A 26,675-nucleotide genomic window follows, 5' to 3' on the forward strand; every position below is an offset into this window, starting at 1 on the left:
TGCGCAGGGCTTCATCGGGGATCACAGGTATAGGCAATGAATAACTGTTGTTATCGGCTTGTGTTCAGCAAGCTTCGGGGTATGCTCGTCGCCGTTGCGGAGACTGCAAGCGGACATGGGAATGCCCGTTCCGGTGAGGCCGACGCAGCGGTCGCGCTGCCATCCCTCACGCTGTTCGCGATGCGTCACGCGGCCTTCGCGGTGCTGGTGCTCGCCGGATTCGCTCCCGCTCTCTCGGATGCGCAGATCGTGCCATCGGGCGCGCACGCGCCGAATGTCATCCAGACGCAGAATGGTCTGCCACAGGTAGACATCAACCGTCCGTCTTCCGCTGGTGTATCCGTCAATACATACGGACAGTTCGACGTACAGAAAAACGGCGCCATTCTCAATAACTCGCCGTCTATCACGAACACACAACTCGCAGGCCAGGTGAACGGTAACGCGAATCTTTCGCCAGGCCAGTCCGCGCGGATCATTCTCAACCAGGTCAACAGCAATTCGCCCAGTCAGCTGCGCGGCTTTCTTGAGGTGGCCGGGAGCAAGGCCGAGGTCGTCATCTCAAACGGATCGGGCATCATAGTTGACGGCGGCGGCTTCATCAATACCACGCGCGGCGTTCTCACCACCGGTACACCGATACTCGATGCGGGCGGCAACCTGAGCGGCTTAAACGTGACTGGCGGCCTCATTACAGTCGAAGGCGCGGGTCTCAATAACCCGGATATCGACCGGGTGGACCTCATCGCGCGCGCGGTGCAGGCCAACGCTGCCATTTACGCGAACAACCTGAACGTCGTTACGGGCGCGAATCAGGTCAATCACGATACGCTCGCCGCTACCCCGATTGCAGGCGATGGTGCCGCGCCAGGTGTGTCGATCGACGTGAGTCAGCTTGGCGGAATGTACGCGCAACGTATCGTGCTGGCCAGCAATGAATACGGTGTCGGGGTGTCCAATGCGGGCGCGATCGCCGCCCAGGCGGGTGACCTGACGCTCACGACGCAGGGCAAGCTGGTTCTCACCGGCAAGACAACCGCGAGCGGCAATCTTGCGGTGTCAGCGGCGGGCGATGTGCAGAACAGCGGCTCGACCTACGCGCAGCAGAACCTGAGCCTCAGTGCGGGCAACCTCACCTCGACCGGCACGCTGGGTGCCGGGATCAACGCCGACGGGATTGCCGGTCAAAGCGGCGATCTGAACCTGAGCGCATCCGGTATCCTGTCCGCGACCGGCCAGAACCTCGCGGGTGGCCGCGCATCGCTTCAGGGGGCGTCACTCAATCTCGCCGGTAGCAGCACGCTAGCAAACGACGACATTGCGTTGACGGCAACGGGCGGCGACCTGAACACATCAGGCGCAACGGTGACGACCGGCGGTTCGCTCAATGCCACGGCGACGGGTGCGCTCTCCAACGTGCAGGGGCAACTCTCTGCGACGGATATCGCGGTGTCCGGGGCATCCATCGACAACACCTCGGGCCTGATCGACGGCGACCAGTTGCGCGTATCGAGCACGGGTGCGCTCATCAACCGTGACGGCACGATCCAGCAGACGGGTGCCACTGACCAGACAATCACCGTGGGCGGCGCGCTGGATAACACGGGCGGCACGATTGCCTCCAACGCGCAGCACCTCACGGTGAGCGCGCAGTCGATCACGAACGACAGCGGCAAGGTTGCGCACGCGGGTACAGGCACGCTGGCCGTGAGTTCGGCAGGCGCACTCTCCAACGTTGGCGGCCAGATTGCGACGAACGGCGCGCTGCAGACCGCAGCGGCCTCGCTCGACAATACGGGTGGCAGGCTCGCCGCGCAGCAGGCCGCGAGCATCGCCGCCGCCAGCGGCATCGTCAACCGCGACGCCGGGCAGATTTACGGCGACGCGGGCCTCACGGTTTCCACCCAGGGCGATTTCGACAACTCGGGCGGCTCGGCACAGAGCGGTGCAGACCTGACGCTCGACGCGTGCGGCAGGATCATCAACGCGGGCGGTGTGATTGCCGCGAACGGCGCGGCCGGGACGCTCGCCGTTGCGGGTTCGGACATTGACAACACGTCCGGCTCGATCACGAACGCGGGAACCGGACAGACCACTCTCAGCGCTGCCGGCACGATCACGAACACCGCGGGCGGGCTGGGCGGTAACGGCGATGTACAGGCTAACGCGCAGAACCTCGTGAACCGCTCAGGCGGGCAGCTGGTGGCGGGCGGCGCCGCCACGCTTGCCATCACGGATACGGTCGATAACACGGCTGGCACGCTCTATGGCGGCACGGCGCTGAACCTGAACCAGCCCGCCGCGACGCTCATCAATGATGGCGGCGCCATCGAGAGCGCGCAGGACGTGTCGCTGCGGGTGGCGTCCATGTCGAACGCAGGCGGCGCGGTGCGCGCCAATCGCGACATCGGCATGAGCGGTACGCTCGCGGGCGACGGCGGGATGACGGCGGGCCGTGACCTCACGCTGGCCCTCGAAGGCGACTTCGCGAGCAATGCCGCAACCTCCCTGCATGCGGACAACAACCTGGCACTCGGTGTTGGCGGCACGTTCACGAACACCGCTGCACTGGAAGCAGGCAACGCGCTGACGGTGAGCGCGGCCAATGTCGTTAATGCGGCCGGCGCGGACATGAATTCGGCGGCGACCACCGTCAATGCCACCGGCGACATCGCGAACGCAGGCACGATCGAGGGCGATGCGGTCACGACAAACAGCGCGAGCCTGAACAACACGGGCGCGGTGATTGGGAACAGCGTCATCGTCAACGCCACCGACGTGACCAATGAGGGCGCGCAGGCGGTTATCGCGGGGGCATCGTTCCTTGGAGTCTACGCGGGCAGTTCGCTGACGAACGCGGACGGCGCCCTGATCTACAGCGGCGGGAACCTGGAACTGGCGCGCGACAATGCGCGCGACTCCACGGGTCTGCTCGCGAACCAGACCGGCATCATCACGAACAGCGCGGCCAGCATCCAGGCGGCGGGCGATATCGACGTGGCCGCGCACACGCTCACGAACCAGCGCACGGGCGTTCAGACTGAAGCCGGGACGCCTGTCACGACCGAGGGGCCAACGCTGACGCTGTGGACGATGGGCATGCCGGTTGACGAGGTCGCCAGCTACCACAGCGCGATCTATGAGCAGTGGATTTTCAGCGGCACAGGGGCCATCGGTGGGCAGGTCATCGGCAAGCTGGCCAAGCCACTGGTCGTGACGTTGCCTGCTTCGCAGGTGACCAGCATCGACGCTACCAGCCAGACGTTCTCGCTCACTACGCCACTGACGGATACCTACAGGGTGTGCCCGACCACCTACTGTGTCGCGGACCCGCAGACCCGCACCATTACCAATAACGCGGTGCAGTATTACCAGAGTCTGACGCAGAACAGCGACGGTACGGTCACGATCGCTTTCTATCCGGACTTCGATCCGGCGAAGAACATCGCACCGGACCAGGTCAGGATCAATACGTCGATTGGCGACGACAGCCACGATTACGTTGAACTGAGCCGCACCTCCACCATCACCACCGTGACCGACCAGCTTCTGAACCCCGGCACGGCGGCGACGATCCAGGCGCAGGGTTCGATCCGCGTCAACGCGGACGGCGGCACGATCAACAACGACTCGTCCACGATGGCCGCAGGCGGGGACCTCGTGCGCCGCGCGACGGGCGGCTCGGTAAACGATACGGGCATCCTGTTGCAGCAGACCGGCACGCAAACAGATGTCTCGACCTACTACTGGCACGCAAAAATCAGCGACAGCAACGACACGAAGACTGATATCAAAGATGACGCGGTGCCGCTGCCGTCCACCACGGTTGCCTCGCTGCCTGCAATCGCGACGGCCAACCAGACCGTCCAGACCGACGCACAGGACATTACCATCGGCTCGGTGGATCGCGTCGGGCAGACTGTTACCGGCGCAGGCGTGTCCGGCGGTGACGCAACCGGCACCCAACTGGGTAGTGCCAGCGCCTCGGGTAACCGCCCGCAGACGCTCGGTGCGGGTCTGAAGCTTCCGGCCAGCGCGCTGTACACGTTTCAGAGCGCACCCGGCGCGCCCTATCTCGTCGTCACCGATCCGCGCCTGACGAGCTATTCGAAGTTCATTTCAAGCGACTACATGCTCGCCCAGCTCGGCCTGAATCCGCAGGTGATCGAGAAGCGTCTCGGTGACGGCATGTATGAGCAGCAACTGGTGATGGAACAGGTCACGCAACTGACCGGGCGCACGTTCCTCGGGTCTTACACCAGCAACCTGGACGAATACACGGCGCTGCTGAACAATGGCGTGTCGTATGCGAAGGCGTTTGACCTCACGGTGGGCGTCGGGCTGACCGCTGCCCAGATGGCGCAGCTGACCACCGACATGGTGTGGCTGGTGAGCCAGACCGTCACACTGCCGGACGGCTCGCAGCAGACGGTACTGGTACCCCAGGTTTATCTCGCGAAGTCCAGCACCGTTGATCTTCAGGGCAGCGGTGCGCTGGTGGCCGGTAACCGCGTGAACCTGAACGCGACCGGCGATGTGACGAACAGCGCCCACGTCGCAGGTGACGTGGCGACCACGGTCATCGGCAACAACATCGTGAACCGGGGCGTGATCGGAAGCGGCGGCGCGACGACGGTCGCCGCCGTGCAGGATGTGACGAACATCGGCGGTCGCATTGGCGGCGTCGATACGGTAGTCAGCGCAGGCCGCGATATCGTCAACCAGAGCACAACCGCCCAGGCCGCGGTAACGGGTGGCAACGCCGGCTTCACTTCGAGCGCAACCGGCATGGCGGTCCAGTCGGTGGGCACGATTTCGGCATCGGACAGTGCGACCGTCATGGCGGGCCGGGACGTGACCATGAGCGGCGCAGCGATCCAGACCGGGGGTGATGCGACCATCGCGGCGGGTCGCGATATCAACGTGGGCACCACGACGCTTACGGCCACCCAGGATGCGGGAACCACTGACGGCCTGAATGGCTACCACAGCACCACCACAACCAGCGTTGGCAGCACGATCACGACCGGCGGTAACCTCACCACCGTCTCGGGCAACAATACGACGCTGACCGGTGCGCACGTTCAGGCGGGCGGCGATGCGACGATGGTGGCGGGTGGCGACCTGACGGTGACTGCGGCGAAGGACACCGCCACGTATACCGGCCAGTCGATGGGCGGCAAACTCGCGCACCACAAGGATTCGACCTACGACGAAACCGCCCAGGGCAGCAGCATCAACGCGGGCGGCACCGTTGCGCTGGCGGCGGGCCAGGGCGGAACGGGCAACCTCTCGGTTTTCGGCTCATCGGTGAGCACGGGCGGTGTCAACGGCGCGACCGGTGGCGGTGTCATCCTGCAATCGACTGGCGATATCACGGTCGGCGCGGTGACGGAAACTCACGATGCGGATCACTGGTCGCAGACGAACCATTCGAATGCGCTGTCGAGCAACAAGATCACCGACACGTCCACCTCGCATACGGTGCTATCGGTCGGTTCGACCGTATCGGGCGATACCGTGGCGGCCAGTGCGGCGCACGACCTGAACATCAACGGGTCCACCGTTGCGTCAACGAACGACATGACGCTCGCGGCGGGCCACGACCTCAATATCACGACCACCCAGGATACGAGCGAGCGCAGCACGCTTCACGAGGAGCAGGCTTCGGGCTTCGGCGCGATGAGTGGCGGCGGCGCGAGCATCAACTACGGCACGCGCGAGCAGAAGGACACCACGCACGACAGCACCGTCACCAACAACGGCAGTCTGGTCGGCAGCACGAACGGCAGCGTGACGATGGCGGCGGGCAACGACCTGCATGTCACGGGCAGTGCCGTGCTGGCCGCCCAGGACGTCACGGGCATGGCGGCCAACGTCATCATCGACGCGGCGACGAATACGTCACACCACGACGAAACGCAGGAGATGAAGCAGAGCGGCTTCACGCTGGGCCTGTCCGGCAGCGTGGGCGATGCGATCAACAGCGCTGTCCAGCAGGGGCAGAGCCTTGCGAGCGGCAACAGCGACGGGCGCGCAACGGCGCTGCATGCCATCGCGGCGGGCGGTAACGCTGGCATGGCCGTGTCAGGGGCCAAGGCGCTGGCCGATGGCGCCAAGGGTCCGAATGCGCCGAGCATCGGCGCGCAACTGAGTTTCGGTTCCAGTCAGAGCAGGAATACGTTCAACGAGGACCAGACGACGCATGCCGGCTCGACAGTCCAGGCAGGTGGCACGACCACGTTTGTTGCAACGGGTGACGGAACCGCGGGCTCGGGCAACATCACGATTGCCGGTTCGAACGTGAGCGCGAATGACGTGGTGCTGGCCGCCAGGAATCAGGTCAATCTGCTCAATTCGACCGATACCGATATCACCGCCAGCACGAACAAGTCGAGCAGCGCGAGCGTCGGCGTGTCCTACGGCACGCAGGGCTTCGGCGTGTCGGCGTCGATGTCAAATGCGCATGGCGACGCGAACAGCGACGCAACGATGCAGAACAATTCGCACGTGAGCGGGGCGAACAGCGTCACGATCGTGAGCGGCGGCGATACAAACATCATCGGCTCGAATGTGAGCGGTGGTGCGGTCACGGCCAACGTTGGCGGCAACCTGAACGTTGAAAGCGTGCAGGATACGACCGTGAGCACCGCGCATCAGAGCAGTGTCAGCGGCGGCTTCAGCGTCAGCCAGGGCGGCGGCAGCGCGAGTTTCAGCGCACAGAATGGCCACGGGGATTCGAGCTATGCCCAGGTGAATGAGCAGGCGGGTATCCAGGCGGGTGATGGCGGTTTCAACATCAACGTCAACGGCAACACGGACCTGAAGGGTGCGGTGATTGCGAGCGACGCCGATGCGTCGAAGAACAGTCTGACGACGGGCACGCTGACGTTCAGCGATATCGAGAACCAGTCGCACTACAGCGCGTCGAGCAACGGTATCAGCGCGGGCGTGGGCGTAGGCAACACCGGCAAGGCGACGGGTCCGGGTTCTGTTAGTGGCGCACCCGGCGTTACGCCGATGATCTCGCAGAACGAGAATGGCGACGAAAGCGCCACCACGCGCAGTGCTGTGAGCGCGGGTGCGATCAATATCACGGACGGCGCGAAGCAGACGCAGGATGTGGCGAGCCTCAGCCGCGACACGACGGATACCAACGGGACGGTCTCGAAAACGCCGGACGTGAACGACATCCTGAACCAGCAGGCGGACACGATGGCGGCGGCGCAGGCGGCAGGCCTGGTAGTCGCGCTGGGTATTGGCGCATATGCTGAAGCGAAAGAGCAAGCGGCAAAGGACGCGGGTGACGCAGCCGCAGCCGCAGCATGGGCCGAGGGTGGCGACAATCGCGCGCTGTTACACGCGGCCGGCGGCGCGCTGATTGGTGGCCTCGGCGGCGGCAGCACGTTCGGGGCTATCGGTGGTGCTGCCGGGGCGGGCCTGTCGTCGAAATTTGCGCCCCAACTGGAAGGCATTTCGAAGGGGGTAGCATCTGAAACTGGATCGGATCTGCTGGGCAACCTCGCTGCGAATGTGACGGCGGGTGTAGGTGGCGCGCTGGTGGGCGGTACGGCGGGCGCGGCTACTGGATCGGCGGTCGAGTTGTACAACCAGATGAACCATCAGAAAAAGGACCTGGTATCGCAGGCGTGCGGAGCGGGAGCGCAGTGCAGTGACGCAACGCTGAATGCGGCGATTCAAGCGCAAGGTGCCAATGCAGATACGGCATCCGCCAATATGAAGACAGGTGCGCTTTACGGTGTGCCCGCTGCTGTGGTCATTGCGCTTGGGCCGGAAGCGGTAACTGCGGCGCTTCTTGCGGGGGGATTTGACTACGCGGGAAGTTACTATAACTTTAAGAATGTGCCGGGTAGCGACGCACCAAACATCACCAACTCGTATTTAGCTGGAATGGTGGGTGGTCTGAGTACCCCACTTGCGATAGGTGGCGCTGCCATTGCTGGATTAGGAAGGTTCGGAAAAATTGGTGCGAATGGCTATAACGCTGCAGTGAGCGGTGTTGGCGCTTTTGGGGTTGCCGGAATGACAGGAAATAACCCAGATGCCGCTGCAGCAGGAGCTACAATTTCTTCGGCTCTGGGTTCTGGGGCGAAAGCAGCCCTACCTGCTCCACTGGGCAGCGTTTTGAATCAAGCAATTCAAGGCGCAGCAGGTCCTATTCAGACGGCCATTCAAAATAGGTTATCGAAATGATGAAAAATGAATGGCGAAAGCTATTGCGATTGTACATAAAAGCGTATCTATCCTTGGCGGGAATTGTAGCGGCTTTTTTAGGGGTCTCTATTGTGCAGGGGGCAGGATGGAGGCCGGCTTTGGCTGGGATGCCTCTTTATGTAACCTTGTTTATTGCGATCTCGTTCAAGTTGATCCGAGACATCTTCAAGCTGAAGAGGCTGGGGTCTCAGCGACAAGATGAAGGATAAGGAATGGATAAGAGTTCGATGCTGGAAGCATTTAGGCGCGCAGTGCCACGGACCCGCCGGAGAGGGCTGTTCTTTCTTCATATAGCGGTTGTTTTGGTGGCAATGGCCCGACTTCGGGGAGAGAGCTGGAATGCAGCGCTCGTAAAGGCGATACTTGTCGCCATAACGTTTGTTGCTCTGTTTGTTTTCGAAACGTATAACGAGAAACAAGCAATTTCTGGAAAGCCAAGACTCGATAGTGGGCAACTATGGAAGCGCTTCTTCGTTGTGTGCGCAGTGCTATCGGTGATTTATATTGGGGTGGCTGTAGGTTTGGCGGTGCTCGCGGGCAATCCAGATGGATTGCAGGAACTATTTCCTATTTATTTTCTAACTTTGGCTTGCTGTTCCGTCGTCTTATTTTGGGAGTTTAAGCATCTCAGCGACGGTGGAGGCGACACCTCAACTTGATATTGCTTGCGTCCAAACATCAGAGGGCGCTTTTTAACAATAGAGTATCGCCTGACTGGCAGCTCAGTCGCCTATCCAAAAAAACCGCATGAAAATCCGCAAAAGGCTGGCGGCATTGCCGCTCACAGCCGTGATAACGCTCGCCCACGCGCAGCAGACGCCGATGCCCACACCAGCGGACAAAGCAGCAGCGGCACGCGCGAACGCCGAGCAGAACCAGCAGGTCGAGCAGCAACGCAATGCACAGGAACGCAACGCCACTGTCAATGCGCCTTCAGTGCGTTCGACAGCTGAGCGCGCCTCGGGCTGGCCTGAACTGCCAGCTGAAACGCCGTGCTTCCACATCGATGTGTTGGTGCTAGACGTTCCTGCAACGCTGTCTGATGCAGTGCGCTCGCAAGGCGCATCCGCATTGCCGCTTGACCGCTTTGCGTTCGCCCGCGAATGGCTCGACCATTACCGGGGGCAATGCGTCGGCAAGGCGGGACTCGACACGCTCACCAAGGGACTGCAACAGGCCATCCTGAGCCGTGGCTACATCACCACGCGCGTCTTGCTGCCCGAACAGCATCTTTCAACCGGGACGCTGAAGTTCGCACTGGTGCCGGGTGTGATCGGGCAGGTTCGCTTTGCCGATCCTGCCACGCGCGGCACATGGAAGTCGGCATTCCCGACGCGAGATGGCAACCTGCTGAACCTGCGCGACCTCGAGCAGGGACTTGAACAGATGAAGCGCGTCAGCAGCCAGGACGTGGACATGAAAATCGAACCCACGGAGGTACCTGGCGAAAGCGATGTTGTCGTGACGGTAAATCGGACCAAGCCGTGGACGGTGGTCGCTTCGGTGGACAACTCGGGCACGCGGGCCACCGGCAAGCTGCAGGGCAACCTGAGCCTGGGTATCGACAACCCGCTCGGGCTGAATGACATTTTCAACGTCGGCGTGAGTCAGGACCTCGAATTTGGCGACAAAGGTCTCGGCTCGCACGGATGGAACGGCTTCTATTCCGTTCCGTGGGGTTACTGGACCGGCACGCTGTCCGCCTATACGAACACGTACTATCAGCAGATCGCGGGCGTCAACACGACTTTCGTGTCGAGCGGCAATTCGCAGACGGTCGATTTCAAACTGGCGCGTGTCCTCATGCGCAGCCAGAACAACGTGCTTGGTGTGCAGTTCCGGCTGACGAAGCGCTTTGGCGAGAGCTTCATCGAAGATACCGATATTCCGCAGCAGCATCGCAACAACACCTTCATCGAGGCGGCGCTAACTGACCGTCATTACTTCGGCGCGTCGCAGTTCGACGGCAGTCTCGCGTACCGTCAGGGTGTGGGCGGACTTGGGGCGACACCAGACTTCTACGAGAATGGTCCGACTTACCGCTTCCGCATGGCTGTGCTCGACGCGAACCTGTCGGCGCCGTTCCAGATCGCGAACCAGCCGCTACGCTACGTGACAAGCGTTCACGGCCAGTTCACCAACAACACGCTCAACTATATCGATGACCTGACCATTGGCAGCCGCTACACGGTGCGCGGCTTCGACGGCGAAACGATGCTGGCCGCCGAGCGCGGTTTCTTCTGGCGCAATGAGCTTCAGGTACCAATCGGCTCGACGGGTCAATCTGTGTACGCAGGTATCGACTACGGCCACGTGTTCGGGCCGAACGCCGCATTTCTCGTCGGTACACAACTGGCGAGTGCGGTGATCGGTGTGCGCGGCAGCGCATCGGCAAAGTTAGGTGCGCTCGCCTATGACCTCTTCGCGGGTACGCCGATCTATAAACCATCGGGCTTTTCAACTTCGCGGGTCACCCTGGGTTTCCAGGTGACCGCGCAATTCTGATATTCGCCCCGCCGACGCTATCCGGGTTTTCGGCATTTCAACAAAAAGGAAAAGCAAAATGAAGTTATCCAAAACATATGCGCTGGGAACCGTGGCTGTTGCCGTCGTGGTGGCGCTGGGCGGATGTGCAACCGAGTCGTCGCGCTCACTACCGGTGCCGCCCGTCGCCAGCGCGCAGAAGCCAGCGGTGGGCCAAGCCATCGGCATTTCAGTCGGCAAGTTCGACAACCGCTCGAGCTATATGCGCGGCATCTTCTCGGACGGGGTTGACCGTCTCGGTGGTCAGGCCAAGACCATCTTGATCACGTCTCTCCAGCAGAGCGGCCGCTTCAATGTGCTCGATCGCGACAACCTCGACGAAATCCGCCAGGAAGCGGGCTTCCTCAAAAAGGCCCAGTCGATCAAGGGTGCGCGCTTCGTCGTCACGGGCGATGTCACCGAGTTCGGTCGCAAAGAAGTTGGCGACCGGCAGCTGTTCGGCATCCTCGGCCGCGGCAAGAGTCAGGTGGCCTATGCAAAGGTCAGCCTGAACGTCGTCGATACGACGACATCCGAAGTCGTCGCGTCGAGCCAGGGCGCGGGTGAATTCAGTCTTTCGAACCGTGAAGTCATCGGTTTCGGCGGCACGGCCAGCTACGACTCCACACTGAACGGCAAGGTGCTCGATCTGGCGATCCAGGAGGCCGTCAATCACCTGGTCGAGCAGGTCGATGCAGGGACGCTCAAGGCCGCACAGTAAGTGCGTGCTGGTCTATTGCGTTCGATCCACGTTCAACCGCACCAGCAATCAACTTGATGACGCGATTCACGATGAAACATAACCGCATGATGCGGGGAATCTATTTGCCAGTAACGACGGCAGCCATGCTTCTCTCCGGATGCGCGGCGAACAGTCCCCAGCCGCTTTATCAATGGACCGGCTACCAGCCGGCCGTGTACGACTATCTGAAGGGAGAAAAGGCACCGCAGGAGCAGATCGAGGCGCTCGAAAAGTCCCTTCATGACATCCGCGGCAAGGGGCATACGCCGCCGCCCGGATTTCATGCACAACTGGGCATGTTGTACGCGAGTGTCGGCAACGACACCCAGGCCATGCAGGAGTTCGCGTCCGAGAAGCAGCTGTTTCCGGAATCCTCGACCTACATGGACTTCCTGATGAAGAAGCCGAAACAGCCCTGAGCGAGCCACCATGTCCAAGATACTTACCTTCAGACTCTGGTTTGCGCTGTCGACGGTCGCACTGCTGGCCGCGTGCGCGCAACCTGTGAAGCACGCCGACTACACGGCGTTCGAAAACAGCCGGCCGCACTCGATCCTGTTGCTGCCCCCGACCAACGAAACGGCGGACGTACAGGCGACCAACAGCATGCTCTCGCAGATGACGATGCCGCTCGCCGAATCTGGCTACTACGTGATACCGGTGGCGGTGATGGATGAAACGTTCAGGCAGAACGGCCTGACCATGGCGGCGGAGATCGAAGCGATCTCGCCTGCGAAGCTGCGCGAAATCTTCGGTGCCGACGCGGCCCTGTATTCGAAGATCACGCAGTACGGTACCGTGTACCACGTCGTCGACAGTGCGACAGTCGTCACGGCATCCGCCCGGCTGGTCGATCTCAAGAGCGGTGACGTGCTATGGCAGGGTAGTGCCAGCGCCAACAGCAACGAGGGCAACAACTATGCTGGAGGTGGCCTGATCGGCATGCTCGTCACGGCTGCAGTCAAGCAGATTGCGGATTCGCTGACGGACAAGGGCCACGATATCGCTGGCGTGACGAGCTATCGGCTTCTGCATGCCGGGCCGCCGAACGGACTGCTGTACGGGCCACGTTCACCCAAATACGGCACCGATTGAACGCTCCTAGGTCAGCAAAAAACGGCTTGCGCTTTCGATCGCTTCAATGCAAATGCGCCCGCGAAGCCACTTCGCGGGCGCATAACGGCGAGTGCCGAGAACGACAGAAAGCCAACACTTAACGCTGTACCGGCCGATACGGCGTCCACACGGGCGTATCGGTATCCCAGTTATCGAGTTCCGATGGTGTCATGATGTGCTCCTTGATGAAGAGGCGCGCGCTTCTCGTGCGGCAGGCGCGCCGGTTTCCGAATCAACTTCTGCTAACTCGTTACTGGCCCTTCGCGACCCGCGTCACTTCGCCGTTCGTCCCTTCCTGCAACGCGATGCGCGCGGCCTGTGTCTGGCCGATCAGGCCTTTGTTCGGATACGAGGTGCGATTCAGCGAGGGCAGCGAGCCGTCGCGATACGCGGCGACCAGTTCGGCCTTGACCTCGGCGCGGGTTTTCGCGCTCGCGCTCGGCGCCGGTTGCGTGTCATAGGTTCCTGCACGGCCGATACTGCCGCCTTCCGCAAATGCCGGAACGCTGACGAGCAGCGAAAGGGCGAGGCCTGCCAACAGATTGCGTTTCATGATTCACTCCTGTCGATTCATTGGCAGCGTGATGGCGCTGCGACAGGGTGAAATGTAGACGTTGACGCGTCGCGGATAAATCGCGGTTTTGCGAAATGAATTGTCGCGATTCAGGAACAATCGCGAGCGAGCCTTGCAGGAGCCGTGCGATTGCACGGTTGCCGCGGCATTGGCGCCGCGGCTGGAATTCACTGTTTCAATTAGCGTACTTCAGGCGACCCATTCGGACATCACCGGCGTGTCGAGGGCCGGCGCGGACTCGCGCTGCTCGAACGTGCGCTTCGTGCAGGTGGCGTCGAGACTGCCGCGTCCGCTCAGCAACGGGCACCGATCGAACAGCTCCGCAATCCAGTCTACGAAAACGCGGACTTTCGGCGACAGATGACGACTGTGCGGATAGACTGCCGAAATCGGCATCGGCAAAGGTTTCAGTTCCGGCAGTACTTCGACGAGCTGGCCCGAGCGCAGATGCGGCAGCACCATAAAGAGCGCGGGCTGAATCAGACCGAAGCCTTCGAGTCCGCAGGTCACGTAAGCGTCGGCGTCGTTGACCGACACGATCCCCTTCATTTTCACTTCCACCTCGTTGCCGTTCACGAGGAACGCCCAATCGAGTGTGCGTCCCGTGCGGCTGGAGAAGTAGTTGACGGCTTTGTGATTCTCGAGATCCTCGAGCGAAGCGGGCATGCCCGCGCGTTTGATGTACTCGGGTGACGCGCAGGTCACGCCCTCGAACAAACCGATGCGGCGTGCGACCAGTGACGAATCCTGCAGCGCGCCGACGCGTACCACGCAATCCACGCCTTCCTGCAGCAGATCGACGGGCCGGTCGGTCAGGCCCAGTTGCAGATCGATGTCCGGATAGCGCGTGTGGAATTCGCACAGCGCCGGAATCACGAGCAGACGGCCAATCGAGCCCGGCATGTCGATGCGCAGCTTGCCGTGCGGCTTCTTGTTGCCGCTCTGGAAACTCGCCTCGGTCTCTTCGACGTCAGCGAGGATGCGCACGCAGCGCTCGTAGTACGCGGCGCCATCGGGCGTGAGCGACAGACGGCGGGTGGTCCGGTGCATCAGCCGCGTGCCGAGAAACGCTTCGAGATTCTGAATAATCGTAGTAACCGATGCGCGCGGCAGGTCGAGCGTCTCCGCTGCGCGGGTAAAGCTGTTGGTGTCGACGACACGTGTGAACACTTGCATGGCCTGAAGCCGGTCCATTGCAAACCTCCAGTAGGGGCGGGTGCGCAGGCGGGAATGGTCCGCAAAAACAATCGCAATGGGATTGTTCAAAGGCACCGAATTGTGTTGCCGGATTATAGGCATTTATTTGCGAGTCTGCTGAACCCACAATTCGCACCATTGAAGTTCTATGCGCATTTGCGCGGCTCGACATGGATGCATTCAAATCGCCGTACCCGTCCGTTTCCATCGGCGTTTCCGCCGAAGACACTGACGCTGAGGCCAATGACGCAACGCTTGAAGTCACCGACGTGGGTATCGACGGGTACGCTCAGCCCATTACGTTGCGCCTGTATCGGCTGACGAAAAAAACCGCATTGCCGGTATTGCTTTATTTTCACGGCGGCGGCTTTACGAAAGGTTCGATCGAATGCGCGGACTTCGCCGCGCGGTATTTCGCAGAACGCTTACCGGCGCTGGTGGTGTCGGTCGGCTATTCGCTCGCGCCGCGGTTTCCGTTTCCAGCCGCGCCGGAAGATGCGCATCGCGCGGCGCTATGGGTGCAGACGCGGGCGCGAGCGTTTGGTGGCAATAGCAGAAAGATCGGTGTGGCGGGCCATGACGCGGGCGGCCAACTCGCCAATTGTCTGGCGTTCATTGCACGCGATCGTGGCGACGTGCAGATCAGCGCGCAGGCGCTGTTCGGTCCGATGCTCGACCCGAGCCTGACGCGGCTTGGCGACGAGAAGCGGCTCGGTTCGGACATCACCGCGCGCGAGTGCGCCGCGTGTTATCGCGCGTATCTGCCGCAAGCGTCGCAGCGCATGCATCCGTATGCGGCGCCGCTCGAATCGTCGCGGCTCGCCGGGTTGCCAGCCACGCTGATCGCGACCGCGCAGAACGACGTGCTGCATGTCGAGGCCGAAAAGTATGCAAGCAATCTGATCGACGCGGGCGTGCAGACCCAGGTGGTGCGCTTCCCGAGCGTGTCGCACGCGGCGCTCGCCGATCATCCGCCCGCTTTGCAGGAAGCGGTGCGCTTTTTCCAGTGGCGCTTCGATGCGCGCGCTCATCGATAAACAGAAATTCAATCAACGATACCGGGAGCTACACATGACTATCCTTCCTCTTTCCCGCCGCCGCGTGGCGCTTGCCGCGCTAGTGGTCGTCGTTCTTGCCGGGCTGGGCACATTCGGCGCGATCCGTGTGGATGCCAGTTCGCCGGCCGCGCCGACCATCGTGCCGGAAGTCGACGTGGCGACCGTCGTGCAGAAGACCATCACCGACTGGCAGTCGTATTCGGGCCGTCTCGAAGCCGTTCAGAAAGTGGACGTGCGTTCGCAGGTGCCAGGCACGATCGTGTCGGTGAACTTCAAGGACGGCGCGCTGGTGAAGCAGGGTGACACGCTGTTCGTCATCGATCCCCGTCCGTACGCGGCCGAAGTCGATCGCGCGGAAGCGCAGCTCGCGGCCGCGCAGGCGCGCACCGGCTACACGCAAAGCGACTGGGAACGCGCGCAACGGCTGATCGTCGACAACGCGATCGCCAAGCGCGACTACGACGAGAAGCAGAACGCCGCGCGCGAGGCGAGCGCGAACCTGAAGGCCGCGCAAGCCGCGCTCGAAACCGCGCGCATCAATCTCGGCTACACGAAGATCGTCGCGCCGGTATCGGGCCGCGTGTCGCGCGCGGAGATCACGGTCGGCAACGTCGTGTCGGCCGGCGCCACCTCGGCGCCGCTGACCACGCTCGTGTCGGTGTCGCCGATCTACGCATCGTTCGACGCGGACGAGCAGACCTATCTGCAATACCTGAGCCGCGCGAAGGACGGCGGCAAGGTGCCGGTCGAACTCGGTCTCGCCGATGAATCCGGCTACTCGCGCAGCGGCACGATCGAGTCGGTCGACAACCGCCTCGATACGTCGTCGGGCACGATCCGCGTGCGCGCGAAGTTCGACAACGCGGACGGCGCGCTGATTCCGGGCCTCTACGCGCGCGTCAAGGTGGGCGGCAGCGCCCCGCATCCGGCACTGTTGATCGACGATGCCGCGGTCGGCACCGACCAGGACAAGAAGTTCGTGCTGGTCGTCGATCAAGGCAACCACGTGGTTTATCGCGAGATCACGACCGGTTCGATGCAGGGCAATCTGCGCGTCGTCAAGGACGGTTTGAAGGCGGGCGACCGCATCGTCGTCAACGGCGTTCAGCGTGTGCGCCCCGGCGATGCGGTGCGCGCGCACATGGTGCCGATGACGACCGACGACGACCCGAACAGCGCAGCGCTCGCACAATCGCACGGCAAGGCGGCGGCGGACACCGGCGCGAAGGGCAATTCGTGAGCCGCGTGTTCCAACGCGCATGTTCCAAAGTTAAGAGCTTCCAATGAACATATCCAAATTCTTCATCGATCGCCCGATCTTTGCAGGCGTGCTATCGGTATTGATCCTGCTTGGGGGCATCATCTCGCTGTTCAAGCTGCCCATCTCCGAGTACCCGGAAGTCGTGCCGCCTTCGGTGGTGGTGCACGCGCAGTATCCGGGCGCGAATCCGAAGGTCATCGCGGAGGCGGTCGCAGCTCCGCTCGAAGAGCAGATCAATGGTGTCGAGAACATGCTGTACATGCAGTCGCAGGCGAATAGCGACGGCAATCTGACGCTGACGGTCACCTTCAAGCTCGGCACCAATCCCGACCTCGCGACGCAGCTCGTGCAGAACCGCGTCAATCAGGCGCTGCCGCGTCTGCCGGAAGACGTGCAGCGGCTCGGCGTGACGACGATCAAGAGTTCGCCGACGCTGACGATGGTCGTGCACCTGATCTCGCCGAACGATCGCTACGACATGACGTATCTGCGCAATTACGCGCTGCTGAACGTGAAGGATCGGCTCGCGCGGATCCAGGGCGTCGGCGAAGTGCAGTTGTGGGGCTCGGGCGATTACGCGATGCGTATCTGGCTCGATCCGCAGAAAGTCGCGCAACGCGGTCTCACCGCAACTGAAGTCGTCAACTCGATTCGCGAGCAGAACATCCAGGTGGCGGCCGGTGTGATCGGTGCATCGCCGTCGGTGCCCGGCACGCAACTGCAGTTGTCGGTGAATGCGCGCGGCCGTTTGAAGACCGAGAGCGAATTCGGCGACATCATCGTGAAGACCGCGCCCGATGGCGGCGTGACCTATCTGCGTGATATCGCGCGGATTGAGCTCGCGGCTTCGGAATACGGCCTGCGTTCGTTGCTCGACAACAAGCCCGCGGTTGCGCTCGCGATCAATCAGGCGCCGGGCGCGAACTCGCTCGCGATTTCGGAGCAGGTGCGCGCGGCGATGAAGGAGCTCGCGGTAGACATGCCGGCCGGCGTCGAATACCGGATTGTCTACGACCCGACGCAGTTCGTGCGTTCGAGTATCGAGGCGGTGATCCACACGCTGCTCGAAGCGATCGCGCTGGTCGTGATCGTCGTGATCGTGTTCCTGCAGACGTGGCGCGCGTCGATCATCCCGTTGATCGCGGTGCCGGTGTCGATCGTCGGCACGTTCTCGCTGCTGCTCGCGTTCGGTTTCTCGATCAACGCGTTGTCGTTGTTCGGCATGGTGCTCGCGATCGGTATCGTCGTCGACGATGCGATCGTCGTGGTGGAGAACGTCGAGCGCAACATCGAAAGCGGGCTCAGTGCGCGCGATGCGACCTACAAGGCGATGCGCGAAGTGAGCGGGCCGATCATCGCGATTGCGCTGACGCTCGTCGCCGTGTTCGTGCCGCTCGCGTTCATGACGGGTCTCACGGGCCAGTTCTACAAGCAGTTCGCGATGACCATCGCGATCTCGACGGTGATCTCGGCGTTCAATTCGCTGACGCTGTCGCCGGCGTTGTCCGCGCTGCTGTTGCGCAGCCACGGCGAGAAGGAGGACTGGCTGACACGTGTGATGAACCGTGTGCTCGGCGGCTTCTTCAAGCGTTTCAACAAGGTCTTTCATCGTGGTTCGGAAGCCTATGGCCGCGGCGTGACCGGTGTGCTGCGTCGCAAGGGCGCGATGCTCGCGGTGTACGCGATCCTCGTCGGTGCAACCGTATTGATGGCGCGGATCGTGCCGGGCGGCTTCGTGCCCGCGCAGGACAAGGAGTATCTGATCGCATTCGCGCAGTTGCCGAACGGTGCGTCGCTCGATCGCACGGAGAAGGTGATCCGCGATATGAGTTCGATCGCGCTGAAGCAGCAGGGCGTCGAAAGCGCGGTGGCGTTCCCGGGTCTGTCGGTGAATGGCTTCACGAATAGTTCGAGCGCGGGCATCGTGTTCGTCACGCTGAAGCCGTTCAAGGATCGCGGCGACAAGAAGCTGTCGGCGGGCGCGATTGCCGGTGCATTGAACCAGCAGTACGGCGCGATCAAGGACTCGTTCGTCGCGGTGTTTCCGCCGCCGCCGGTGCTCGGGCTCGGCACGCTCGGTGGCTTCAAGATGCAGCTCGAGGATCACGGCGCGGTCGGCTACGCCGAACTGAACAAAGCTGCCGAAGCATTCGTGAAGCGCGCGGCGCAAACGCCCGAACTTGGGCCGACCTTCTCCAGCTATCAGATCAACGTGCCGCAACTGAACGTCGATCTCGATCGCGTGAAGGCGAAGCAGCTCGGCGTGCCGGTCACGGACGTGTTCGACACGATGCAGATTTACCTGGGCTCGCTGTACGTGAACGACTTCAACCGTTTCGGCCGCGTGTATCAGGTGCGTGTGCAGGCGGATGCGCCGTTCCGTCAACGCGCCGACGACATCCTGCAACTGAAGACGCGCAACGCGGCGGGCGAGATGGTGCCGTTGTCGTCGCTCGTCACGGTGACGCCGACCTACGGGCCGGAGATGGTGGTGCGCTACAACGGCTACACGGCGGCCGACATCAACGGCGGCCCGGCGCCCGGCTTCTCGTCGGGACAGGCGCAGGCCGCGGCCGAGCGCGTGGCCGCCGAAGTGCTGCCGCGCGGCGTGAAGCTCGAATGGACCGACCTCACGTATCAGCAGATCCTCGCCGGCAACGCGGGCCTGTGGGTGTTCCCGATCAGCGTGCTGCTCGTGTTCCTCGTGCTCGCGGCGTTGTACGAAAGCCTGACGCTGCCGCTCGCGGTGATCCTGATCGTGCCGATGAGCGTGCTGTCCGCGCTGACCGGCGTGTGGCTCACCGGCGGCGACAACAACATCTTCACGCAGATCGGTTTGATGGTGCTGGTGGGCTTGTCGGCGAAGAACGCGATTCTGATCGTCGAGTTCGCGCGTGAGCTCGAACACGATGGACGCAGTCCGCTGCAGGCCGCGATCGAAGCGAGCCGTCTGCGTCTGCGGCCGATTCTGATGACGTCGATCGCTTTCATCATGGGCGTGGTGCCGCTGGTGCTGTCGAGCGGCGCGGGCTCGGAGATGCGTCACGCGATGGGCGTCGCGGTGTTCTTCGGCATGCTCGGCGTCACGCTGTTCGGCCTGATGCTGACGCCGGTGTTCTATGTGGTGCTGCGTTCGCTCGCGGGCGGGACGATACACGTCGCGCAGAAGGATGCGCCGCGCTATGGCGCGCCCGTTACGGACGCCTGAGGAGAAAACAACAATGAAACGCTTTGAATCTCGCTTTGCATCCTTGCGCGGATGGGGCCGCGCGGCCGCGAGCGGTTTGCTGATTGCGCTGCTGGCCGCTTGCTCGGTCGAGCCGACGTACAAGCGTCCCGACGTCGATACGCCGGCGGCGTTCAAGGAAGCGCCCGCGGTGAAGACGTCGGCTGCGGCGGCGTCGGGCGCGGCGCCTGGTTCGGCCGGGGCGGCACAAAACAACGGCACGTGGAAGCCGGCCGAACCCGCCGACAATGCGCTGCGCGGCGAATGGTGGAAGGTGTTCGGCGACCCGCAACTCGACGCGCTCGAAGAACAAGCTGCCGCGGCGAACCAGGACCTGAAGGCCGCGGCCGCGCGCGTGCAGCAGGCACGCGCGGTCACGCAGGCCGCGAAGTCCGACTGGTTCCCGAAGCTCGACGCGGGCTTCGGCCCGACGCGCGAACGCGCGTCGGCGGCATCGCAATTCCAGCCGGACAGTGCGGGCGGCACGACCGGCACGATCTGGCGCGCGCAGGTCGGCGCATCGTATGAAGCGGATCTGTTCGGGCGCGTCAGCTCGAACGTGAACGCGGCGCGTTCGGACGAGCAGCAGAGCGAAGCGCTGTTCCGTTCGGTGCAGCTGTCGTTGCAGGCCGACGTCGCGCAGAACTACTTCCAGTTGCGCGAGCTCGACACGGACCAGGAGCTGTACCGCCGCACCGTCGCGTTGCGCGAGGAGACGCTGAAGCTCGTCCAGCGGCGCTTCAAGGAAGGCGATATCAGCGAGCTGGATCTGTCGCGTTCGCGTAACGAGCTCGCCAGCGCGCGTGCCGATGCGGTCGGCGTCGCGCGGCAGCGGGCGGCCTCCGAGCATAGCCTCGCGATTCTGCTCGGCAAGCCGCCCGCGGATTTCACGTTCGCGGAACAACCGCTCGCGCTGGTGACGGTGCGCGTGCCGGCCGGTTTGCCGTCGGCGCTGCTCGAACGCAGGCCTGACATCGCGGCAGCCGAACGCGCGATGCAGGCGGCTAATGCGCGCGTCGGGCTCGCGAAGTCGGCGTTCTTCCCGAAGCTCGACATCACTGGCGCGTTCGGCTTTGAATCGGCGACGCTCGGCGATCTGTTCATGTGGTCGAGCCGCGCGTTCATCCTCGGTCCGGCCGTAGGTACCGCGCTGACGATGCCGATCTTCGACGGCGGCCGTCGCAAGGCCAATCTCGCTCAGGCACGTTCGAAGTACGACGAGGACGTCGCTCAATATCGCCAGCAGGTGCTCGTGGCGTTCCGTGAAGTCGAAGACAATCTCGCCGATCTGCGTTTGCTCGACGATCAGATGCGCGAGCAGAACGACGCGGTCGATGCGTCGCAGCGCGCCGCGCATCTGTCGCGCACGCAGTACACGGAGGGCGCTGTCAGCTATCTCGACGTGATCGATGGTGAGCGGCAGGTGCTGCAGTCGCAATTGCAGGCGAGCCATCTGGCGGGCACGCAGGCTGTTGCAACCGTGAATCTGATTCGCGCGCTCGGTGGCGGTTGGGGCGATGTGACGGCGGGGAGTACGGCGGTGGGGGCGGTGCCGGTGCCGGTCGGTGCCTCCGGTTCCGCGGCTGAAGCTGCAGCCGTTTCGGCGCCACAGCAAGTGGCGAAGCGCTGAATTACTAACCTGTAGCAAGCGCTTCATCAAGCTCATCAATCACGCCGGGCCGCGCGCAAGCGCCGCCCGGCGTTTTTCATGCAAATCGTTTTTCGCGCTTTCCTTGTGCAAATCGCTTCGTAGACCACGTGCGCGCGGCTCCCTATCATCGTCCGATCCAGCCAACGACGAACCTAGGGCAAGCCAGTGACTTTCGTGCATGACGGCATCGAGCAGTTTCGCGAGCAGCAGCATCAGGATTGCGCGCGCGACCTCACCACACTGCTCGCCGCGTTGCGCGCGAGCGCCGCGCAGCGCGATCGCGAAGGCGGTCACGCTGCGCAGCAGAAGCAGTGGATCGCCGACGCGGGCCTGCTAACGCTCGCCGTGCCGCGCGAATTCGGCGGCGCGGGCGCGCGCTGGTCCGCGATCTACGACGTGGTGCGTGAGCTTGCGCGCGTCGATAGCGCGCTCGCGCATCTGGTCGGCTTCACCTGTCTGCAGGTGGTCAGCATCGACCTGTGGGGCAATTCACGGCAGCGCGAGAAATATCTGCGCGGCACCGTCGAGCATCGCTGGTGGTGGGGCAATGCGGTGAATCCACTGGATGCGCGTCTCGTTGCTACATCGACGCACGATGGCGGCTACCTGCTCGACGGCGAGAAAGGCTTCTGTTCCGGTACGCGCGGCTCGCAGATGATGACCGTGTCCGCGCACGATCCATCGACCGGCAAACCCGTATTCGCGGCGGTGCCGACCACGCGCGAAGGCATCACCGTTCACGACGACTGGGACCCGATCGGCCAGCGGCAGACCGACAGCGGCAGCGTGTCGTTCGCGCGGGTCAGGGTCGAGCCGCAAGAGGTGCTCGAACGACCCGACACGCCGCACGCGAGCCTGCGCACGCTGATCTCGCAACAGGTGCTGACCAATCTGTTCGTCGGGATCGCGCAGGGCGCGCTCGAAGAAGCGCGAGCGTACGTGCACGAACATGGCCGGCCGTGGATCGCGTCCGGCGTCGCCAAAGCGACCGACGACCCCTACCTGATCCAGCGCTTCGGCGAAATGCATATCCAGACGGTCAGCGCCGCGGCGCTGGCCGCGCGCGCCGCGAACGCGCTCGACGAAGCGTGGCAGCAACGCGCAAAGCTCGATGCCGAGAGCCGTGCGCGGGTCGCGCTCGCAACATCGGAAGCGAAGATCGTCGCGCATCGGGCGGCGCTCGACATCGGCGAAAAGCTTTTCGACGCCTGCGGCGCACGCGCGACTCATGCGCCGCTCGCGCTCGATCGTTTCTGGCGCAACGCGCGCGTGCACACGCTGCACGATCCGCTCGACTACCGCGTGCGCGACGTCGGCCGCTACGCGCTGAGCGGGACATCGCCGGAGGTTTCTCTGTACACTTGAGGCCGTTTGCGACGCCCGCCCGAGGCGTCGCGTCGATTCCTCTCGAGAGATTTCCGGCTTGCTGTTCAAACTACCTACAACCGCCACAGCGCCGTTCTGTCCGTCCGAGGTCCAGGGCTCGGTCGCCGTCTCCGCGGGCGCGCCGTTCTGGAAGAAGATTCTGCAATTCGCGGGGCCCGGCCTGCTGATATCGATCGGCTATATGGACCCGGGCAACTGGGCCACCGCGATCGAAGCCGGTTCGCGCTTCGGCTACAGTCTGCTATTCGTCGTGCTGCTGTCGAGCCTCGCGGCGATGGCGCTGCAATGCCTGAGCATGCGGCTCGGCATCGCGACCGGGCGCGACCTCGCGCAACTGTCGAGCACGCGCTATTCGCCGGGCGTCGCGCGTGCGCAGTGGCTGCTCGCGGAGCTGTCGATCATCGCCTGCGATCTCGCCGAAGTGCTCGGCGGCGCGCTTGCGTTTCATCTGCTGTTCAACTGCTCGCTGACTACCGGCGTGTTGCTCACCGCGTTCGACACGCTGATCGTGCTCGGCCTGAAGGGCAAGAATTTTCGCGATCTCGAAGCGATCATGCTCGGCCTGATCGCGACGATCGGCGTCGGCTACATCATCGAGCTTGCGCTCGTCAGGCCGCATTGGCCGTCGGTCGCTCAAGGGCTGATTCCGTCGTGGCAAGCGTTGAATTCGCGCGAGCCGATGTATCTCGCGATCGGCATTCTCGGCGCGACGGTGATGCCGCACAACCTGTATCTGCACTCGTCGATCGTACAGACGCGCGCGGTGAAGCGCGATTCGGCCAGCATCCGCTGGGCGATCGGCATGTCGCGTATCGACACGATCGCATCGCTCGTGCTCGCGGCGCTGATCAACATGGCGATCCTGATTCTCGCGGCCGCCGCGTTTCATGCGACGGGCCACAACCAGGTCACGCAGATCGAGGACGCCTACCGGCTGCTAGCGCCGATCGTCGGCACCGGCTTCGCCGCGGTCCTGTTCGCGATCACGCTGCTCGCGTCGGGGCAAAGCTCGACGTTCACCGGCACCGTGGCGGGGCAGGTCATCATGGAAGGCTTCCTGAAGATGAAGATTCCGTGCTGGCAGCGGCGCTTCATCACGCGAGCGCTCGCGCTGATTCCGGCGCTGATCGGCGTGCGAATGCTCGGCAATGGCGCGGTCGGTCAACTGCTCGTCGCGAGTCAGGTCGTGCTGAGCCTGCAACTGCCGTTCGCACTTTATCCGTTGATTCGCATGACGAGTGACCGTTCGCTGATGGGCGAATTCGCCAACACGCTGCCGACGCGCCTGCTCGTGTGGACGCTATTTGTTGTGATCAGTGCCGCGAATCTGTGGCTCGTCGTCCAGACGGTGGGGCTGACCGGTTGAGCTGACCGGCGGCGAAGACTCATTTGGAACGCCGGTTGGCCCGGCGCGAAGGCGAAAAAAATCCGCGCAGTTCAATCACTGCGCGGATTCACGTGAGCTTCGGTTTGAAACGGGTTGGCCGCGTCTCGCGACGGGCGCCTCGAGCGGTCAGGCGGCCTGCGCGGCCTGTGCCGCACCGAGCGCTTCCCGGCGCGCGGCGGCTGCCTTCTTCGTCTTGCCGGCACGCGACGGCGGCTGGCACGCGCCGCACACGACGTTGTGCTGCAGGTCGTGCTTATGCGCGACGAACTTGCCGGTACAGCGGCAGCACTTGGTCAGCTGCAGGATGTCCGCGTCGAAGAAACGCACGAGCGTCCACGCGCGCGTCAGATCGAGCACCGGCTCGGTTTCGCTGTGCTGACAGTGCTCGAGATACAACCGATATCCCTTGGTCAGCGCATCCAGATGCGAGCAGCGCGCTTCGTTCTTCAGGAACAGGTACGTGTTGTAGAACAGCGACGCGTGAATGTTCGCGAGCCACGTCATATACCAGTCCGCCGAAAACGGCAGCATGCCCTTGGGCGGCGATACGCCCTTGACCTCACGATACAGGCGGATCATACGGTCGCGCGACAGCGTGAGCTCGCTCTCTAGCACCTGCATGCGGGCGCCGAGCTCGATCAGTGCGATCGCGCGAAATACTTCCTGTGCATCTTCGGTCAGGCTTCGCTTGAGCATTGCAGTCATCTCGATCAGGCAAATTGCTCGGCGGGCTGGCCCGCAAGCAGAATCGCCGTGTGGGTCGGTGCAACTGCGGCGTGCTTCGTCGTTTGCGTCAACGCCGACAGCATCGCGTGGTCGTTGAAGCGGAAGAAGCACAAAAGCTGGTCGGAAGAGGCCAGCTTGACGATTTGCGCGAGCGACAGCCCGGCAAGCAAATCAGCCAGTTCCGACGACAGTCCCAGCCGGAACATTCCGACCGGTTTGTCCTCGCGCAACATACGTTGCGCGAGCATGATGTAAGACAAATTGATCTCGCGGATTGAATCCAGCGTCTCGCTGCTACGGTCCATTTTCTCTGTTTCCGAAGCCCCGAATTTCTATGTCGGCTTTGCGCCGTTATGTCTTTTCTGCCTCGCCGGAAACGCTGCCTCCGGCTACATGTTGCTACCTGCTACAGACAGCGAACATTTGATACAAGACGTTACATTTCGTAACAGCTCGGGACGAATTGTATGAAGGGTAAAACCAGAAATCAATCCCTTCACAAAAAAATATCTCAAAAAGCCACACCATTTTTCGGTAAGTTTTTCACGTCGTTGTAATGAATGATGCCAACTGGGTTTTTAGCCTTCCGAGAGTCGCCTCTAATCCATGAAAACCCTTGCTGCGCGGGAATCTAGCGCGCTTGTCCCGGCCGCGCATTCGGGCCGCGAGGCGATCGGTAAATTCGTTTTGAATTGGAAAGGAAATGGAAAGCGATGGAAAAGACGGTAATAAATACTCGTCTTTCATGGCGAGTGAGGGACGGATGAGGCGTGTAACGGCTTGGTGCGCCCCCAGTTACAACTATGCAAACTGGGGCGGGATTTGTAACGGCTCGATTGCTGATGGGCAGGCGGACCGGCGGATGCATTCGGCCCTGAGATCGAAAAGCGGTCGCAAACGTGTGCAGATTACGTTGCCGACGAAGACGGCGACGAGCCAGAGCCGTGCAGGATGCCTGACAGATGTTGCTGCATTGAGCGCTGATATTTACAACCTTGCCGAGGCACCGGAATCGGCCGCAGGTGAGCGCTATGCGAGGAATCTCGCCATCAGATCCTCGTCGTGGAATACGCCGTTGACGTCCAACGCGCCGACTTCGCACCCATATTTGCGAAAGCCGAGCGATTCATACAGTTTGCGCGCCGCGTCGTTGCGGCTACCCACGGTCAGTTGCACCTGCCGCAAACCGTCGACGCGCGCCGCGCGCGTCAACAACTCGCTGAGCAGCGCACGCCCGACCCCACGACCAGCCGCTTCTTGTGCGACATACATGCCGACCACGTTCGCCTTGTGACGTTCCTTGTGAGCCTGGTTGCGCCGCAGACCGACGACGCCGATCAACGGAGCATCCGCCGATGCATACGCGCCAAGCAGGAACGAGCCTTCCGCCTCCGAGCCCAGCAACGTCGCGTCATGCTGCGCGGGGCCTTTTGCGAGCGCTTCGTCGTAGCTTTGTCCGAACGAAGCGGGATGCGCCTTCAGCCCGCGCAGACGAAGCTGGAAATAGGCGTCCCGGTCGGCGGGTCCGAGTTGGCGGATGAGCAGGGTGTCGGCGTTGACGGACATATCACTTGGTTCGTGCTGGGTCGGGCG

Annotated in this window: 17 protein-coding genes; 12 read left to right on the forward strand and 5 right to left on the reverse strand. The window is 62.7% G+C overall.

The window, feature by feature from the left end:
• Positions 1-36: 36 nt before the first annotated feature.
• From AB3X89_RS06000 to AB3X89_RS06025, 6 genes are all read left to right on the forward strand, one after another.
• Entirely contained in the window at positions 37-8,214 is an 8,178-nt protein-coding gene (locus AB3X89_RS06000) for a hemagglutinin repeat-containing protein (RefSeq protein WP_368582322.1), read from the forward strand.
• A gap of 233 nt (positions 8,215-8,447) precedes the next feature.
• Entirely contained in the window at positions 8,448-8,894 is a 447-nt protein-coding gene (locus AB3X89_RS06005; protein WP_176379325.1) for a hypothetical protein, read from the forward strand.
• Positions 8,895-8,982: 88 nt separating this feature from the next.
• Entirely contained in the window at positions 8,983-10,740 is a 1,758-nt protein-coding gene (locus tag AB3X89_RS06010) for a ShlB/FhaC/HecB family hemolysin secretion/activation protein (RefSeq protein WP_368582323.1), read from the forward strand.
• 58 nt (positions 10,741-10,798) lie between these two features.
• Positions 10,799-11,479 (forward strand): CsgG/HfaB family protein, encoded by a 681-nt coding sequence (locus AB3X89_RS06015; protein ID WP_368582324.1) that lies wholly within the window; start codon positions 10,799-10,801, stop codon positions 11,477-11,479.
• Positions 11,480-11,550: 71 nt separating this feature from the next.
• Positions 11,551-11,919 (forward strand): DUF4810 domain-containing protein, encoded by a 369-nt coding sequence (locus AB3X89_RS06020; RefSeq protein ID WP_368582325.1) that lies wholly within the window; start codon positions 11,551-11,553, stop codon positions 11,917-11,919.
• Between the two features lie 10 nt (positions 11,920-11,929).
• A complete protein-coding gene (locus tag AB3X89_RS06025) occupies positions 11,930-12,595 on the forward strand; it encodes a DUF799 domain-containing protein (RefSeq protein ID WP_368582326.1) in 666 nt (221 codons plus the stop codon).
• A gap of 271 nt (positions 12,596-12,866) precedes the next feature.
• On the opposite strand, the gene AB3X89_RS06030 is transcribed toward AB3X89_RS06025, so the two are convergent.
• Complete coding sequence (locus AB3X89_RS06030; protein ID WP_368582327.1) at positions 12,867-13,169, reverse strand: DUF4148 domain-containing protein; 303 nt, start codon at positions 13,167-13,169, stop codon at positions 12,867-12,869.
• Between the two features lie 210 nt (positions 13,170-13,379).
• Positions 13,380-14,384, reverse strand: a complete 1,005-nt coding sequence (locus AB3X89_RS06035; RefSeq protein ID WP_368582328.1) for a LysR family transcriptional regulator — start codon at positions 14,382-14,384, stop codon at positions 13,380-13,382.
• Between the two features lie 173 nt (positions 14,385-14,557).
• On the opposite strand from AB3X89_RS06035, the gene AB3X89_RS06040 reads away from it, so the two are divergent.
• The 6 genes from AB3X89_RS06040 to AB3X89_RS06065 all read left to right on the forward strand — a co-directional run bounded on the left by AB3X89_RS06040 (position 14,558) and on the right by AB3X89_RS06065 (position 24,335).
• A complete protein-coding gene (locus AB3X89_RS06040) occupies positions 14,558-15,424 on the forward strand; it encodes an alpha/beta hydrolase (RefSeq protein ID WP_368582329.1) in 867 nt (288 codons plus the stop codon).
• Between the two features lie 34 nt (positions 15,425-15,458).
• The gene (locus AB3X89_RS06045; protein ID WP_368582330.1) at positions 15,459-16,685 is read left to right on the forward strand and encodes an efflux RND transporter periplasmic adaptor subunit; all 1,227 of its coding nucleotides are present in this window, start codon (positions 15,459-15,461) and stop codon (positions 16,683-16,685) included.
• 43 nt (positions 16,686-16,728) lie between these two features.
• Positions 16,729-19,914 carry an efflux RND transporter permease subunit gene (locus AB3X89_RS06050; RefSeq protein WP_368582331.1) on the forward strand — a complete coding sequence of 1,062 codons (3,186 nt, stop codon included), beginning with the start codon at positions 16,729-16,731 and terminating at the stop codon, positions 19,912-19,914.
• A 13-nt stretch (positions 19,915-19,927) separates the two neighbouring features.
• The gene (locus tag AB3X89_RS06055; RefSeq protein WP_368582332.1) at positions 19,928-21,562 is read left to right on the forward strand and encodes an efflux transporter outer membrane subunit; all 1,635 of its coding nucleotides are present in this window, start codon (positions 19,928-19,930) and stop codon (positions 21,560-21,562) included.
• A gap of 207 nt (positions 21,563-21,769) precedes the next feature.
• Positions 21,770-22,948 carry an acyl-CoA dehydrogenase family protein gene (locus AB3X89_RS06060; protein ID WP_368582482.1) on the forward strand — a complete coding sequence of 393 codons (1,179 nt, stop codon included), beginning with the start codon at positions 21,770-21,772 and terminating at the stop codon, positions 22,946-22,948.
• 58 nt (positions 22,949-23,006) lie between these two features.
• Entirely contained in the window at positions 23,007-24,335 is a 1,329-nt protein-coding gene (locus AB3X89_RS06065; RefSeq protein WP_368582333.1) for an Nramp family divalent metal transporter, read from the forward strand.
• Positions 24,336-24,482: 147 nt separating this feature from the next.
• Here AB3X89_RS06065 and flhC read toward each other — a convergent pair whose 3' ends face one another.
• The 3 genes from flhC to AB3X89_RS06080 all read right to left on the reverse strand — a co-directional run bounded on the left by flhC (position 24,483) and on the right by AB3X89_RS06080 (position 26,648).
• Positions 24,483-25,052 (reverse strand): flagellar transcriptional regulator FlhC, encoded by a 570-nt coding sequence (gene flhC, locus AB3X89_RS06070; protein WP_368582334.1) that lies wholly within the window; start codon positions 25,050-25,052, stop codon positions 24,483-24,485.
• A gap of 14 nt (positions 25,053-25,066) precedes the next feature.
• Positions 25,067-25,387 (reverse strand): flagellar transcriptional regulator FlhD, encoded by a 321-nt coding sequence (gene flhD, locus AB3X89_RS06075; RefSeq protein ID WP_018434215.1) that lies wholly within the window; start codon positions 25,385-25,387, stop codon positions 25,067-25,069.
• Between the two features lie 724 nt (positions 25,388-26,111).
• Positions 26,112-26,648 (reverse strand): GNAT family N-acetyltransferase, encoded by a 537-nt coding sequence (locus AB3X89_RS06080; protein WP_368582335.1) that lies wholly within the window; start codon positions 26,646-26,648, stop codon positions 26,112-26,114.
• Positions 26,649-26,675 lie beyond the last annotated feature (27 nt).

This window comes from Paraburkholderia sp. BR14320, assembly GCF_040948665.1.
Lineage (GTDB): Bacteria > Pseudomonadota > Gammaproteobacteria > Burkholderiales > Burkholderiaceae > Paraburkholderia > Paraburkholderia youngii.